Origin of the sequence: Thermoactinomyces mirandus (assembly GCF_013868055.1) — a bacterium.
In the GTDB taxonomy this organism is placed as follows: domain Bacteria; phylum Bacillota; class Bacilli; order Thermoactinomycetales; family Thermoactinomycetaceae; genus Thermoactinomyces; species Thermoactinomyces mirandus.
Genome location: NZ_JACEOL010000004.1, coordinates 58,941 through 73,166 on the forward strand (window position 1 = coordinate 58,941; position 14,226 = coordinate 73,166).

Annotated in this window: 16 protein-coding genes, 1 rRNA gene and 1 pseudogene; 11 read left to right on the top strand and 7 right to left on the bottom strand. The window is 44.2% G+C overall.

All coding sequences use genetic code 11. From position 1 onward, the window contains the following. Positions 1-132: 132 nt before the first annotated feature. Complete coding sequence (gene gerPC, locus H2C83_RS01970) at positions 133-435, bottom strand: spore germination protein GerPC (RefSeq protein ID WP_181737234.1); 303 nt, start codon at positions 433-435, stop codon at positions 133-135. Positions 436-585: 150 nt separating this feature from the next. On the opposite strand from gerPC, the gene H2C83_RS01975 reads away from it, so the two are divergent. The 5 genes from H2C83_RS01975 (at position 586) to H2C83_RS01995 (ending at position 2,721) form a co-directional block, all read left to right on the top strand. Continuing rightward, positions 586-999, top strand: coding sequence for an Hsp20/alpha crystallin family protein (locus H2C83_RS01975; RefSeq protein WP_181737236.1), 414 nt, complete (start codon positions 586-588; stop codon positions 997-999). Positions 1,000-1,028: 29 nt separating this feature from the next. Further along, entirely contained in the window at positions 1,029-1,235 is a 207-nt protein-coding gene (locus H2C83_RS01980; protein ID WP_181737238.1) for a spore germination protein, read from the top strand. Further along, a complete protein-coding gene (locus H2C83_RS01985) occupies positions 1,228-1,458 on the top strand; it encodes a hypothetical protein (RefSeq protein WP_220183951.1) in 231 nt (76 codons plus the stop codon). The genes H2C83_RS01980 and H2C83_RS01985 overlap by 8 nt, the downstream gene beginning before the upstream one ends. A 346-nt stretch (positions 1,459-1,804) precedes the next feature. Continuing rightward, positions 1,805-2,089 carry a hypothetical protein gene (locus tag H2C83_RS01990; protein WP_181737240.1) on the top strand — a complete coding sequence of 95 codons (285 nt, stop codon included), beginning with the start codon at positions 1,805-1,807 and terminating at the stop codon, positions 2,087-2,089. Next, a complete protein-coding gene (locus H2C83_RS01995) occupies positions 2,086-2,721 on the top strand; it encodes a DUF4349 domain-containing protein (RefSeq protein WP_181737242.1) in 636 nt (211 codons plus the stop codon). The genes H2C83_RS01990 and H2C83_RS01995 overlap by 4 nt, the downstream gene beginning before the upstream one ends. A 109-nt stretch (positions 2,722-2,830) precedes the next feature. Here the strand turns inward: H2C83_RS01995 and H2C83_RS02000 are convergent, their stop codons facing one another. From H2C83_RS02000 to H2C83_RS02015, 3 genes and pseudogenes are all read right to left on the bottom strand, one after another. After that, positions 2,831-3,196 (bottom strand): hypothetical protein, encoded by a 366-nt coding sequence (locus tag H2C83_RS02000; protein ID WP_181737244.1) that lies wholly within the window; start codon positions 3,194-3,196, stop codon positions 2,831-2,833. A gap of 522 nt (positions 3,197-3,718) precedes the next feature. Continuing rightward, positions 3,719-4,672 carry a mannose-6-phosphate isomerase, class I gene (manA, locus tag H2C83_RS02005; RefSeq protein WP_246333682.1) on the bottom strand — a complete coding sequence of 318 codons (954 nt, stop codon included), beginning with the start codon at positions 4,670-4,672 and terminating at the stop codon, positions 3,719-3,721. An 80-nt stretch (positions 4,673-4,752) separates the two neighbouring features. Then, positions 4,753-6,675: pseudogene (locus H2C83_RS02015) on the bottom strand (fructose-specific PTS transporter subunit EIIC). A gap of 357 nt (positions 6,676-7,032) precedes the next feature. Here H2C83_RS02015 and bcp point away from each other — a divergent pair. The 3 genes from bcp to nth all read left to right on the top strand — a co-directional run bounded on the left by bcp (position 7,033) and on the right by nth (position 9,027). Then, positions 7,033-7,500 carry a thioredoxin-dependent thiol peroxidase gene (gene bcp, locus H2C83_RS02020; RefSeq protein ID WP_181737246.1) on the top strand — a complete coding sequence of 156 codons (468 nt, stop codon included), beginning with the start codon at positions 7,033-7,035 and terminating at the stop codon, positions 7,498-7,500. A gap of 72 nt (positions 7,501-7,572) precedes the next feature. After that, a complete protein-coding gene (locus H2C83_RS02025) occupies positions 7,573-8,346 on the top strand; it encodes a class I SAM-dependent methyltransferase (protein WP_181737248.1) in 774 nt (257 codons plus the stop codon). 21 nt (positions 8,347-8,367) lie between these two features. Continuing rightward, positions 8,368-9,027, top strand: coding sequence for an endonuclease III (gene nth / locus H2C83_RS02030; RefSeq protein ID WP_181737249.1), 660 nt, complete (start codon positions 8,368-8,370; stop codon positions 9,025-9,027). 126 nt (positions 9,028-9,153) lie between these two features. Here the strand turns inward: nth and H2C83_RS02035 are convergent, their stop codons facing one another. After that, positions 9,154-9,525: a DUF4383 domain-containing protein gene (locus H2C83_RS02035; RefSeq protein WP_181737251.1), complete on the bottom strand. Its 372-nt coding sequence runs from the start codon at positions 9,523-9,525 to the stop codon at positions 9,154-9,156. 270 nt (positions 9,526-9,795) lie between these two features. Here H2C83_RS02035 and perR point away from each other — a divergent pair, with 270 nt between their 5' ends. Next, positions 9,796-10,233 carry a peroxide-responsive transcriptional repressor PerR gene (perR, locus tag H2C83_RS02040; RefSeq protein ID WP_181737253.1) on the top strand — a complete coding sequence of 146 codons (438 nt, stop codon included), beginning with the start codon at positions 9,796-9,798 and terminating at the stop codon, positions 10,231-10,233. A gap of 29 nt (positions 10,234-10,262) precedes the next feature. Here the strand turns inward: perR and H2C83_RS02045 are convergent, their stop codons facing one another. Together H2C83_RS02045 and H2C83_RS02050 are read right to left on the bottom strand one after the other, a co-directional pair. Beyond that, entirely contained in the window at positions 10,263-11,699 is a 1,437-nt protein-coding gene (locus H2C83_RS02045; protein WP_181737255.1) for an AMP-binding protein, read from the bottom strand. Positions 11,700-11,952: 253 nt separating this feature from the next. Continuing rightward, a complete protein-coding gene (locus H2C83_RS02050; protein ID WP_246333683.1) occupies positions 11,953-12,345 on the bottom strand; it encodes a DUF2614 family zinc ribbon-containing protein in 393 nt (130 codons plus the stop codon). A gap of 53 nt (positions 12,346-12,398) precedes the next feature. Between H2C83_RS02050 and H2C83_RS02055 the strand changes: the two genes are divergently transcribed. Together H2C83_RS02055 and H2C83_RS02060 are read left to right on the top strand one after the other, a co-directional pair. After that, positions 12,399-13,901: an MDR family MFS transporter gene (locus tag H2C83_RS02055; RefSeq protein ID WP_181737256.1), complete on the top strand. Its 1,503-nt coding sequence runs from the start codon at positions 12,399-12,401 to the stop codon at positions 13,899-13,901. A gap of 214 nt (positions 13,902-14,115) precedes the next feature. Then, positions 14,116-14,226: ribosomal RNA gene (locus H2C83_RS02060) — 16S ribosomal RNA — on the top strand; the annotation flags it as partial.

Consider the following 14,226-nt stretch of genomic DNA (forward strand, 5'->3'; position numbering starts at 1 on the left):
CCATTTTGCAATGACAGTGCTGTATGGAAACATGTTTTTCAGAAAAGCCTGCTGATCCCATAAAACAGGAAAGGGCACAATGGTTTTCCGCATATTCAAAAAATATGGAAATCATTATAAACTATTGCTGATTTATGAAGATTCCTCCTCCTGCTCTTCCAACACAATCTGAGACTGATTGTTATCAACCATTTTTTCAATGACTTCGCCGATGCCGCTTTCTTCTCCATTTGCGGTAAGCCCGATGTTTAATGTTCCGCTTAATGTTTCCACACGCAGTTCATGAACTTTGTATTCAATTTTTTCTATCTGAATCGGTTTCAGCTGTTCAATTTTTTCTTTTAATGCCGTGTTTTCTTGCCTGAGGCGGGTTATTTCCTGTTCCAGAGATTGCAGACGTTGTTCAATATAATAAAAAGGATGGGGTCTGAGCATAAGGACTCCCTCCCGAACGGGATATTTTCCAGTATCAATTTATTATATGGCGGAAACGATTCAGATCATGACAATGTTTGTGACAGGACAAGTTGCCGGAGAATAAAATATGGGCATCCACATAGTTGTTCGGAACAGGAGGCATGCCTTATGAGAAATCCTCCGCGAAATTTCAGATGGCACGAATTGGTGCGGCAATTTCTGGGGGATGATTTTTTCGAGGAGATCCAGACGACAGTGAACAAGGAAGAACCGGCAGCCGATGTATATCATGGACAGAATGAAGTGATTGTGGTGATCAATTTGCCTGGGCTTGAAAATATCCATTCTATGGAATTGAGAATTGAAGGAGAGAATTTATGGCTTCGGGGAGATTTTCCGACACCGTATCAGGGGTACAGCACCTTGCTGTCAGAAAGAAAAAAGGGAAAGTTTCAAAAAGTGATTCCCCTGGGATGCCTTGTATCCAAAAAATATACTTATGCCCGATACCGGAGAGGAGTTTTGGAAATCCGTTTTCCAAAAATTGCTGCCCGCAACCGATCCATGCGAATCAAAACATGAGAGGACGACAGCGATGAGGAGGGGCAAGTGTGGGTACCATCAACAATATTCTGATCGTTAAAGTAAATAACGTGAGCAACACCGCTTCGATCAATTTTGGGAATACGATCAATGTCGGCAATGACAGTTTGACAAAAACGTTGGGAGGATCTTCCCCAATTGGCGATTTTCCCCGAAATCTTGATTTTGAAAGGAATATTTATATTGATCCGGACTTACTGGATCAAAATGATTGAGGTGGTTTTATTGTTAAAGGTATATATTCGTTCTGTTCGCATCATGACTGTGGGCGATGTAGGTTCGGTCAATATTGGCACCACCCTCAATATCATTTACAGAACAGGAAAAGGGGAGGAACCGGCAGAACCACAAGTTCCTGCTCCGGAACCGGGCTCACCGGCTCCTTCACCAGTGCCGTCTCCTTCACCAACGCCGTCTCCAACTCCCGCTTCCCAATAATATATGCTTGTTTTGTCGGGTAGATTGTTTTTATAATCATCCAGAAATTGCCGGCATTTTGACAAGCTGGTTTTGTGCTTGAGAACACATGAGGTTATCAATTGGTTTTATTTTTCTGATGATTACTATGGACGGGTGCTTTTGATTTGCCAGCCTACATATCTGATTTCAACAATATTTCTTTAAACAATACTACCATCCTTAAGACGGCCTGATAGAATCGTAAGGGGAGTCATTCTGTTTTAGTTCAAGCAGTGCCTGTTTATGTGTTTTCTGTATTCGTGCAACTTTTTCAACAGCGGTCCGTCGGTAAAACAGGAAATATGGAAGGAGGAGGTTTCTGATTATGCGCAAAATATGGAAAGCCTGGTTGGCATGTATCGTATTTGCTGCAGTTTTAGCCGGTTGCAATTCCGGGAAAGAAATGCAACCATCGCAGGCAAAACCGGGGATCAGTCAGGATAAAATGTCAGCGAATACCAATCATCACGCGGTTTCTGACGATATTGACGGAAAACGGGAAAGTATCACGGCTGATCCTCAGGCTGCCCGTGCCAATACCGGCACTATATACGGAAATACCTCAGCGTTGGAAAAACGGAAAGTGATCTATAGGCAAATGTGGAAATGAAAGTACAAAATCTGGAAAAGGCAAAAAAGCAGATGGATTCCTATGTGCGGAACAAAAAGGGCTATCTGGTGATTGCTTCCCGTTCCAGAGCGGGAAAAGAGGTGACCGGCAGGTTTACCTATCGTGTTCCCTACGCTTCTTTTGACGGGTTTCTGGAGTACCTGAAGATAGTGGCCAGGGAAATTCTGTCCCAGAATATTTCCGGTCAGGATGTAACCGAGGAATACGTGGATCTGGAATCAAGGTTGAAGGCGAAAAAAGCGGTCGAGAAACGGCTGCTCACTTATATGAAAGAAGCTGAATCGACGAAAGATCTGCTTCAGGTGTCGGAACAGCTGGCTCAAGTTCAGGAGCAGATCGAACAGCTGAAAGGAAGAAAAAATTATCTGGATCACCGAATTGTCTATTCAACCGTAACCATTCGAGCAACCCAGGAATCCCCGCCGGAATCCGCAGAGGGTGAACCAGGCATATTGGAACAGATGAAGTCATCGTTTTCCCAATCCATCAGCTGGTTGCAGGATGTGTTTAAAGGGATGCTGGTGGTAGGGGCAGCTCTGGTTCCGCCGCTGATTATCCTGTCCCTGTTGGTCCTGCCATTAATATGGTGGTTCCGCCGCCGCAAACACTGAACCGGACAGATTTCAGAGATCCCCGTCAGGCAGTACCAGCATGACAGGGATTTTTATGCAGGGTTTACTTGTACTTGTATTTTTAAAAAACTGCATGCGTTTTCGCAGTTTACCTGTTTTTTCGGCCTGTCAGCTGGCGTTGATAGTAGATAAAGACCGGCAAGGGGATCACAATCCAGCCGAAACTTTTGATTAAGCTGTTTTTTGCCTGGGACATCTGTCTCTCCCTTTCCGCGGCTACCATGGCATCATATTGCTTTTTTAACTCATCTTCCGACAAGGTTGCTTTTTGATCATTCCCCACTGAGTCCGGAGCCCTTTTTTCCAGGCGCAACTGCTGGAACTGCTCAAATGTCTGGTGATACGGGACCGGACTGGCCAGATCGGCAATAGCCATAAATACGCCTACGCTGCCACCGATGGTCATCATCAAAGTGGCGAACAAAACCAGATAGATATATATATTTCTGATCATGTTATTCCCTCCATTTCCCCTTTTGCTAACCCAATCATGTTTCCTACATATTAACCTTATTCAATGGTTTGTTTGGAATTACTTCTTTAAATTTGTGCGAACGTGAGATGTGAGTCTCAGACTGTAGAAAAACATATATAGGAAGGCAATTTTTAGGTTCCGTTCCGTCTCCGCCTTGCAAAGAAGCAGTCATGACGCTCAGCATTCACTTCCAGGCAGGCTCTTCACTCGCTACGCTCAAACAGTTTCGCCCGTTTTCCCTGGAAGTGAACGCTTTCGCTTGAGAGCGGCTCCGAAGTCACTACGCTTCCAAAAATCGCTTTTTCACACTTTGTCGACAGCTGGTAAGTCTTTTCTTATTTTTTGCGGCCCTTGTTGTTTTTTCTTTTGCAAAAAACCCGGAAAACCCGGGTTTTTGTCATTTTGCCTTGTAAACATCCATAGATCTGTTTTGGGAGGGTGAAGCGTCCTCCCACGATTTCCATGTTTATACAGCCAAAGCAGGAAAAGGGATGGATGGGCTTAAGGTCGGGACAAGATCATAGTCAAATTTCCGCTTATTTCAAATTTCCCCATTTGGTATGGCAAAATAAAATGTTCTCCTTTGGACAGAGGATAAGTTTTTAAGGCAGTTTTCAGATGGCCTTCCCCTCCAATCACGCTGGCCAGTTGAAAACTGTGGAGCCGGGAGATCCGGACAGTTGCGTTGATTTCCCATTTTTCCACGGTAAACCATTTGCTCTCAACAAATGTTGTGATATTGGCCCCATCCCGGGCAAATGTTCGCGGGCGAACCGGATTTTCCCGATGGGGAACGGTAATCACATCAAGCGCTTTGTCTATATGTAATTCACGTTTTTTCCCATCCGGGCGAGCACGGTCATAGTCATAAAGCCGATAGGTTACGTCAGAACTTTGTTGGGTTTCAAGAACCAGCGTTCCCGCTCCCAAAGCATGAACAGTTCTGCTGGGAACATAAAAAAAGTCCCCCGGTTTAACCGGTATTCGTCGCAGAAGATCTTCCCAGCGATTCTGTTCTATCATCTGTTTCAATTCTTTCCTGCTCCGGGCGTGATGGCCATAAATAATCTCCGCCCCCTCCTGACAATCAAGAATGTACCAGCATTCCGTCTTGCCATGTTCTCCATGTTCGTGTTCGTTTGCATACGATTCGTCCGGATGGACCTGGACGGAAAGATCGGTGGAAGCATCCAGGATTTTGGTCAGCAAAGGAAAAGTTTTGCCGGAATGATGCCCAAAAAGTTCCTGATGGTTCTCCCACAGTTCCGCAAGTGTTTTTCCGCGGTACTGCCCGTTCTTTACCAAATTCTGTCCATTGGGATGGGCAGAGATTGCCCAGCATTCACCAGTTCGCGCGGAGGGGATTTGATAGCCGAACGTTTCTCTCAAAGCAGTCCCGCCCCAGATTCGTTCCTTGAAAACAGGTTGTAAAAACAGGGGTTCCAAGGCCTTCAATCATAACTCTCCTTTCGAAAAAAATTTCAATAAAAAAGCTGGTTCGGGGAATGGATTACTCCCCGAAGTCGAATCGTGAACTATTTTGTAAGCAGACGGTAAACTTCTTCTCCGGTTTCGGCCCGGAACAGTTGCTGGCGGAAGAAGTCGTCAATAAGTCGGGAGGTCAGCAATTGTAAAATTTTCAAATGCTCATTGCCAGCCTGTTTTTCCGGAACGGCAATCAAAAAAATCTATTGGGCTTTTTCTCCGCTTTGCGGGTCCCAAACAATTTCCGGATCTTTTTTTCCACAGGCTATGCGAGGAATATTGACGGTTTCCGATTTTCCATGTGGAATGGCGTTTCCAAACCCGATTCCGGTGTGGCCTTCGTTTTCACGGGCGATAATTTCGTTGTAAAATTTTACCCTGTCAGATATGATTCCTGCATCATCCAGCAGTGCAACCAATTCTTCGAGTACTTCTTTTTTTGTTGTTCCATGAAGTGTGAGATTTATCAGATCTGGTTGAATCAGATCAGCCATATTCATAGGAAAATCCTCCCTTTGTATCATAAAAGTTGTAACTTGATTTTTCAAATTGCAGATATTCAGACCGGTTTTTTCAGGAAATTGACCAGAAATGAAGTGACCAGGGTTCCACAGACAATGGCCAACAGAAATACCGGAATGTTGCCGATTGCGTTAGATGCCATGACAATCGGGCCGCTGTCACTTACCTGGCCCACCATCGCGATGGCGGAAGCAACCATTGATTCAATCATAATACTTGGAATAACATGCAGCGGATCGCGTGATCGAAGGGAATCGCCCCTTCTGTGATGCCAACCAGACCCATGGCCAGAGCTGCTTTTCCGGCTTCCTGTTCTTCCGGAAAATATTTTCTTTTGCGTAGCAGGGTGGCAAGTCCCATACCGAGCGGAGGAGTACAAATTTCTGCTGCCAGTGATCCCATGATATACGGGTTTCCTTCCCCAATCATTGCTGCACCGAACAGAAAGGCCACTTTATTTACAGGGCCTCCCATATCAAAGGCAACCATTCCGCCTAAAATCATTCCCAGGATGATTTTACTGGAACCTTGCATGCTGTTCAGGAAAGCAGTCATACTCTCCATCAATGACGAGATGGGGGCGCCAATGATATAAATAAAGATCAGGGCAACCAGCAGGGTTGTGATAAGGGGAATAACCAAAATCGGCACAATCGGCTGGATGATTTTGGGAACCGGCAATTGTTTGATGGCTTTGGCGATATAACCGGCCACAAAACCGGCAACAATTCCCCGATAAATCTGGCACCTGCTTCACTGTTGTAAAAGGAACCGTTTGCAGCGATAAAGCCTCCAATCATTCCGGGAGCAAGTCCAGGGTGTTCGGCGATGCTCATGGAAATGAATCCGGCCAAAATCGGGACCATAAGTATGAAGCCTGTACTTCCTACATCGTTTACTGTTTTCCAGATCGAATCATCAGGAATGACAAAACCTTTAGGTGTCGGAACTCCTCCCAGTCCGATCAATAAAGCAATCAGTAATCCACCAGTGACCACAAACGGAATCATGTAAGAAACGCCGTTCATCAGGTCGCGGTAAAGGTACTTTTTGACTTTTGAGTCATTCTCTATGGCCGCTGTTTTTTTCGGCTTTCCAGTTTCAGCCTTTGAGGTTTCTTCCCTGGTAGCCTTGTTTTTGTAAATGGGAACATCTCCATTAATAAAACGCTCCAGAATCTCATCCGTTTTGTGGATGGCATCCTGGACTGAACTGAAATAAACAGGTTTTCCGCGGAATCGTTCGGGCTCTACATCCTTATCGGCTGCAATAATAATGTCATCTGCTGTTTCGATTTCTTCGGCGGTCAGTTTATTTTCAACACCGATAGGACCTCTGGTTTCTACTTTGATTTCTATATTTTTGCCCGTTGCTGCCTTTTTTAATTTTTCTGCCGCAATATAAGTATGGGCAATCCCGGCAGGACAAGCGGTTATTGCAAGTAGTTTCATTAGGCAGTTCCCTCTTTGCCTTTATTGAACAAATTATTGAAAATAAGCTTTTGTCAACAGTTTTGGATAATCCACGATTTCTACCAGTTCCCAACTGTTCAGCCTGGTCCTTATCAGACCATTTGATGGCCGGTATAATGACGAAAGAAACATCATGCGCAGCCCATGGAACAGGCCAGTTTTTTTCGATCTCTGTGGCCAACTGCTTTGCAACATAGGTGATGTTTTATAAAATTATTTCCGTAACGTTATGGTAACGATTGAACACTGATATTTCCCTAGTAACTTTTATTTTGCTTTGCAGAAGTGTTAGAATATGGTTATCTGAAATGGAATCGTTCCAGGAGGTGGAACCACTTGGTGAAAGAAGGAGATCAAGCGATTGATTTCACTTTGGAAGCATCAAACGGCAACAAAGTAACCTTGTCCGAATTAAAGGGGCAGAATGTGGTGCTGTTTTTCTATCCCAAAGACCAGACGCCCGGCTGTACCAAAGAGGCTTGCGGTTTCCGGGATGCCTATCGGGAATTTGAGGAACTGGATACTGTGATTCTGGGGATCAACAAGGATTCAGTTGCCTCCCATCAGAAGTTCATTGAAAAGCAGGAACTTCCGTTTCTTTTGTTAAGTGACCCCGACGGCGAAATTTGCGAAAAGTACGGAGTAATCAAGGAAAAAAACATGTTTGGCAAGAAACGTTTGGGAATTGAACGTTCCACTTTTGTGATTGACAAGGATGGAAAAATCGCAAAGGTTTACCGTAAAGTGAAAGTAACGGGACATGTAGAAGAAGTGTTGCAGTTTGTCAAGGATTATCTACAATAAATCATGATCAGATCCAGAAGGGTTTCCCAGGTGAAACCCTTTTTATCCATTTGAAAAAGGGGGAGCGTACGGTTGGATCATCTCACTTATGACTGGCCTGATTATTACGACTGGACTTCACCGGGGCTTGATTATGATATTTCCTATTATACAGAGCTGGCAAAGCAGTCCGGAGGCCCTGTGCTGGAATTGGGATGCGGTACCGGCCGGTGCACCTTGCCGATTGCACTGGCCGGAATTCCGGTGGTCGGTTTGGATGCGAATGAATCCATGTTAAACCGGGCCAGGCAAAAAACGCGACAGATAAACCTGAAAGAAAAGATCAAGTGGGTAAATGGCAATATGACAAACTTCGATCTGAAACAGAAGTTTCCTTTAATCATCATTCCTTACCGCTCTTTCTTGCATTTATTGACGATCCGCGACCAGGTGCATGCTTTAAACCGTATTTGCCAACACCTTACCGATGACGGCATTTTTGCTTTTAATGTTTTTGTACCTTCTGTAAAACATTTGTATGAAATGGACAACCGATATTCCTACCGTGGTTCCTTCCCGGTTCCAGGTACTGCTGAAACCGTTGAACTCATTGATTTTACAGAATACGACCATTTTTCCCAACAGGCGAGCATCATTCGGTATTTCGAGCGATACAGCCAGTCCGGCCAGCTGATCGAACGGATTCGCACCACATTTCGTTTAAGATATGTGTACCCGGCTGAACTGAGTCACTTGTTGGCATTGTGCGGGTTTAAAATCCGGCACCGATATGGGGATTTTCGCCGGATGCCATTTGACAGGCACAGTCAGGAACTGGTCATTGAAGCAGTAAAGCGAAAAGTATAATGAGCAGAAAGAGGGAGTATTGTGAAACAGAAACCAAAACGGGTACCTACACGCAAGATTTTGGAACAATTAAAAAAAATGTATCCGGATGCACACTGTGAACTTCATTTTAAGAATCCATTTCAGTTGTTGATTGCTACCATTTTGTCTGCCCAGTCGACCGATCGGCAAGTTAATAAAGTAACGCAGTCTCTATTTGAAAAATATCCTTCTCCCCAGGATTTTGTTCAATTGACGGAAGAAGAACTGGCAGAGCATATTCGTGGTCTGGGACTGTTCCGCAATAAAAGCAGAAATATCCTGCAAACTTGTCGGATTCTTGTCAATCAGTATGGTGGGGAAGTTCCTCAGAAAAGGGATCAATTGGAATCTTTACCAGGAGTTGGACGGAAGACGGCCAATGTTGTTCTGTCTAATGCTTTCGGTGTGCCAGCTTTGGCTGTTGACACTCATGTGCATCGGGTTGCCAATCGATTGGCCCTGGCAAATAGCAAGACACCGCTGGAAACAGAACGGCAGTTGATGAAAAAAGTTCCACGCGTTTTGTGGAGTGATACCCATCACCAGCTTATCTGGCATGGACGCCGCTGTTGTACTGCCCGCAATCCCAAATGTGAAGTATGCGATTTGCTGCCGTATTGCTGGTATGGAAAGAATGAAGGAGAAAAACACAAAAAATAAGGACATAAGATGGATATTTCAAGTAAGGAAATTTACATGGTTAAATTTAATTATTTTTATGTTAAAATAAAAGAAAACAAAGCATGATACGCCTCTTTGTTGGCGATCATGCTCAAATATGAACAATTAGACATTGGATTGTTCTGTTTTTTCCTCATCTTTTGTGGTATGTTCATAAGCGAATCCAATATATAACGCGCCCAAGGCAATCAGGAAGTAAACAATTTCTGTGATGAGGGTGATATCCAGAAGACTGAATAATTGATCACTGAACAATCCCATAATTGCCAGTAAACCGTAAAAAATGCCTAATACTTTCATTGCCAGTTGATTCCAGCTCTCTTTTCTCCCAGCCCCCAAAAAAAGGAGACCGCTTACCAAATGCACAATATTATGGGTTGGATTCAGCTGAAACAATTCGGAGGAAGATAAAAAGAAACCTGCAATTCCATATAAAGTAAGGACTCCTCCAAAAATTTGAGACCAGAACTTTGGCATAGGACTCACTCACTTTCTTTTTTTGATTGATATATATGAACCAGCTTTTGCTGGCATGCCATTTGTGGCAAAGAATCGCGCATATTTTTTGCTGCCATAAAGAAAGTAAAGAAAAAGTTATTTGTAAAAAAGGGGAAAATGATTATTTTTATCGAACGTTAGATTAAATAGGCATTAAATTGACAAAATCACCAGATAACAAGTAAACTAATTATATAGATTATTAAATTAGAATGGTTTTTAATGTGGAAACCTGCGAGGTGAAGACCAATGAGTAATAAACTTCTTGAAATGGCTGTTGAGACCCTGAAAGAGAATGGTGTGCGTATGACACCGCAACGCCATGCCATTCTTGGTTATCTTTATTCCGTAACCAGTCATCCGACAGCAGACGAAATCTATAAGGCGTTGGAAGGAACATTTCCCAATATGAGTGTAGCGACCGTTTACAATAACCTTCGAGTTTTCAAGGATGTCGGATTGGTTCGTGAAATGACCTACGGGGATGCTTCCAGCCGTTTTGATGCGAATATGATTGAGCATTATCATATTATCTGCAATTCTTGCGGCAAGATTATTGATTTTGACCATCGTCCTCTGAATGAAATTGAAGAAAAAGCAGAGACGATAACTGGATTCAAGGTACAGTCACATCGTCTGGAACTGTATGGAATTTGTCCGGATTGCCAAATAAGGTCCAATCAATAAAAAACCCTGCCCGTTTGGTTGCAGGGTTTTTATGCTTTCGTACCGGTTAGGCATTCTTTTTTGACGGCTGTGGGAAGAACGGCTTTTTTGGGATCCAGTTCAGTCCGGCGACGAATGGCGCGCAAGGAGCCTTCGGCATCCATTTCAGCATAATCGCCTGTGCTAATCCAGCCGTTGCTGTAACCGTTCATTTCTGACAGTGGCACTTTATAGTACCCAAGAATCACATGGGGGCATTTAATCAGCAGTTCCCCATCGGTCTGAATGCGCAATTCTATACCCGGGAGCGGTTTGCCCGCCGTTCCCGGGTGGGGATGGGTCAGGCTGGTTGCCGAGATGACAGAGGCGCATTCCGGCAAGTAATATCCTTCAACAATCGGGAGATCAATGCACCAGAAAAAGCGGTGAAGTTGAACAGGGAGTGGAGTGCCGCCAGACAGCACAAAACGAACTTGTCCTCCCAGTTGCTGCTTGACCGGTGCAAAAAAAATCGTTTGAAAAAGAGAGTGTTTCAGTTCTAAAGACTTGGACATGGGCCAGTTATAGCCTTTGCTTTTTAATTCGTAAATTTTTTCTGCCTGTTGCAGCGCTTTTTGAAACAGATAATATTTTGTTGAAGAAGAGCGGATTTGCTTCATTAAATGTCCATAAATTGTTTGAATAAGCGTAGGGGTTAAAACCAGCATGGTTGGTTTTATGTACTGACTGGCCGTTAACCAGTCTGCCTTTTTCGAAAGATAGGAAATTTCTGCTCCCGATGCGAGGGGAGCGAGATAGCCGGCAATTCGTTCAAAAGGATGCGACAGGGATAAAATGGACAGAAAATGATCGTGTTTGGAATATGGAATGGCATACAGAAAGCTTTCCAGGTTGTTGATCAAATTGCTATGGGATAACATGACGCCTTTGTTTGCTTCAGCACATTCATTGGAATAATGCAGAATGGCTACTTCTGAGGGCTGGATGGCGGGATATGCCCAATCCATTTCTTCTGTAGACACTGCCTGCCCGATCTGAATAATTGTATCAAATTGCAAAGCCCTTTGGTCCCCTTTTGCTTCACCGTATAAAAGAATATAGTGTTTCAATCCGGATGACTTATCCTTAAGCTTTTCCAGCAACGTGTATTGATCCGTGATCACTCCTTCCGTATCGGCATGGCTGAGAATTTCCCGGATCTGTTTTGGATGGCGGTCAGGTGCGATGGGAACGGAAACAGCTCCCAGGCTGAACACGGCAAATTCACTGATCACCCAGCGAGGGTGATTTTCTGCGATCAAAGCAATCTTGGCCCCTGGACGGATTCCGATTTTCTCCAGGCCAAGTGCGAAATCACGGATCATGTTCCAGAGGCGCTGGTAGGTAAGTTTATATATCTTTCCGTTTTCTTCCCATGAAAGGGCTGTTTTTTCCGGAAAGCGCCGGACGGTATTTGCCAGCATTTCCAGAAGATTGTGGAATTTCATCTTCCTGCCTCCTTGCTTGAGCTTTTTATACGCATATGTTCGAGAGGAGTGCAAGCAATTCCTTTTTTTTAATAAAAATCCAGCAGCTATAGGCTGGATCAGAGCGTTGTTCTGTTAAAAAATAAAGGAAAAAGCAGAAAAATGCAGGAATTTGTTTTATAATTTCTGGACAGGCAGTCCGATATAAAGATCCGTCTTGTTTGATAAATGTGAGCGGGGCAACCTTGAGTAAGGTATCCCAATAATACGATGTTCAATTCGATTGAATTTCGACGGGAACATCTTTGGGCTCCAGGGACAGAATTGCTTTGCAATGCATGCATTCATCCCTTTTGCCCAAAATTTTTGTTTGTTTTTTGCATGAAGGGCATTGGATCGAAATAGAGTGGGTAGACACAATGCCAGCCCAGAAATATATTCCGACACTTGTCAGGATCAGGATCAAACCGGTTGAGAAAAACAGGATGATCAGGTTTTTAAATAAAAAAACCAGATACATCACGCCCATTCCAGCAAAGATGAAAAACATGGCAAAGGCACGTATTTTGTTAAGTTTTCCGGAAAACAGCATGATTTTCTTCCTTTCACATAACGATGTTTCCATCCTGGACAGCTTGATTTTATCATGAACAAATTTTACATGCAACGAAATTACAGATCAATACGCAATTTTTTGACAAATGAATGTGAGGGTCTCAGATGATGTCGAATAGAAAAAAGGTAACATTGGCCATGTTGATTGCCACTTTTCTGGCGGCTATTGAAGTGACGGTTGTCAGCACAGCTATCCCGCGTATTGCAAGTGAACTTGGGGAAATTCAGCATATCAGCTGGGTATTTGCCTCGTATTTGCTTACATCCACTGTTGCTACTCCGATATTTGGCAAACTGGCTGATTTGTTTGGCCGCAGGCGCAATTTTGTATGGGGAGCAGTTATTTTCCTGTCAGGCTCCATGTTGTCGGGAACAGCCCAATCGATGCAGCAGTTGATATGGTTTCGGGCTGTACAGGGGATCGGGGCAGGCGCGATTATGCCGACCACATTTACGATCATTGGGGATATTTATCCGTATGAAGAACGGGCCAAAGTTCAGGGGTGGATCAGTTCTGTCTGGGGACTGTCCGGGTTGATCGGTCCTCTCGTTGGCGGTTTTCTGGTTGACTATGTTTCCTGGCGCTGGATTTTTTATTTGAATTTGCCGTTTGGCTTTGTGTCAGTTGTCATGGTTTTGCTGTTTTTAAAAGAAGAAGGGAAGTTGCAGAGAATAAAAATAGATTACTGGGGTATTATCACCTTTTCCATCGCAGTCACCTCTTTATTATATGTTTTATCGGCAGGCGGAGTGGTTGTTCCCTGGAACACCCCCTATCTGATCGGTTTGATGGTACTTGGTGCAGCAGGGTTGGTTCTGTTTTTCTGGATAGAAACAAAAGTGAGCGAACCGATGTTGCCGCTCCACCTGTTCAGGGTCCCGGCCATTCTGATGGCAAATATGGTTGGTTTCCTGGCCAGTTCAATTTTAATTGCTTTAAACGTCTATTTGCCTTTTTGGATGCAGGGAGTAATCGGGAGGGGAGCGACCGAATCAGGGCTGGTTCTGTTGCCCATGTCGCTTGGGTGGCTGTTTGGGGCAATCATTGGAGGACGCCTGATGCTCAAAACCGGACCGCGCCAGACTGCGCTTTACGGGATGATATTCATATTGGCAGGCACTATAATATTGGGGAAGATGGATACAGATACGCCTGCCTGGATTTTGCCGGTGGTGATGCTGGTCAGCGGGTTGGGGTTTGGTTTTGTCATGACCGTATGCACGGTGATTGTCCAATCAATGGTGGGATGGAATTTACGAGGAGTGGCTACTGCTTCTAATACATTCTTACGTTCTCTTGGACAAACTGTGGGGATTGCCGTTTTTGGAACCCTGTTTAACCATTCGATGATCGAATATGTAATGGCCCATCCTCAGGAAGGAAAATCTGTTGCTATTGCCGATGTGAATCGTCTGCTTAATCCGCATCATTTATCTTCAGTACCGGAACAACTGTTAAACTATATGCGTGAGGCGTTGGCACTCAGCATGCAACATATATTTATTATTTTGACAGGTATCGCCATTGTGGCGATTTGTCTGGTTTCAGGTTTGCCCCGAAGCAAACCCGAACCGGCAGGAACACCATCAGAATTAGAAAGAGCATAATAACCGGTAATATTTTTTTAAAAAAGTGTTGACTATTTTTCATGAGCATGTTATTATCATATCTGTCGCCGCGATAAAGCGGCAAACAAACAAAACAAAGTGTTCCTTGAAAACTGAAGAGTGAAGACGTGACTCGTTAATTCTAATTGAGCAATCAAACCTTATCCACATAGTGGATCAGTTGTTCCAAGTGCTGAAAGCACCAGGAACAACTTTATTGGAGAGTTTGATCCTGGCTCAGGATGAACGCTGGCGGCGTGCCTAATACATGCAAGTCGAGCGGGGTCTGGCCCTTCGGGGCGGGACCCAGCGGCGAACGGGTGAG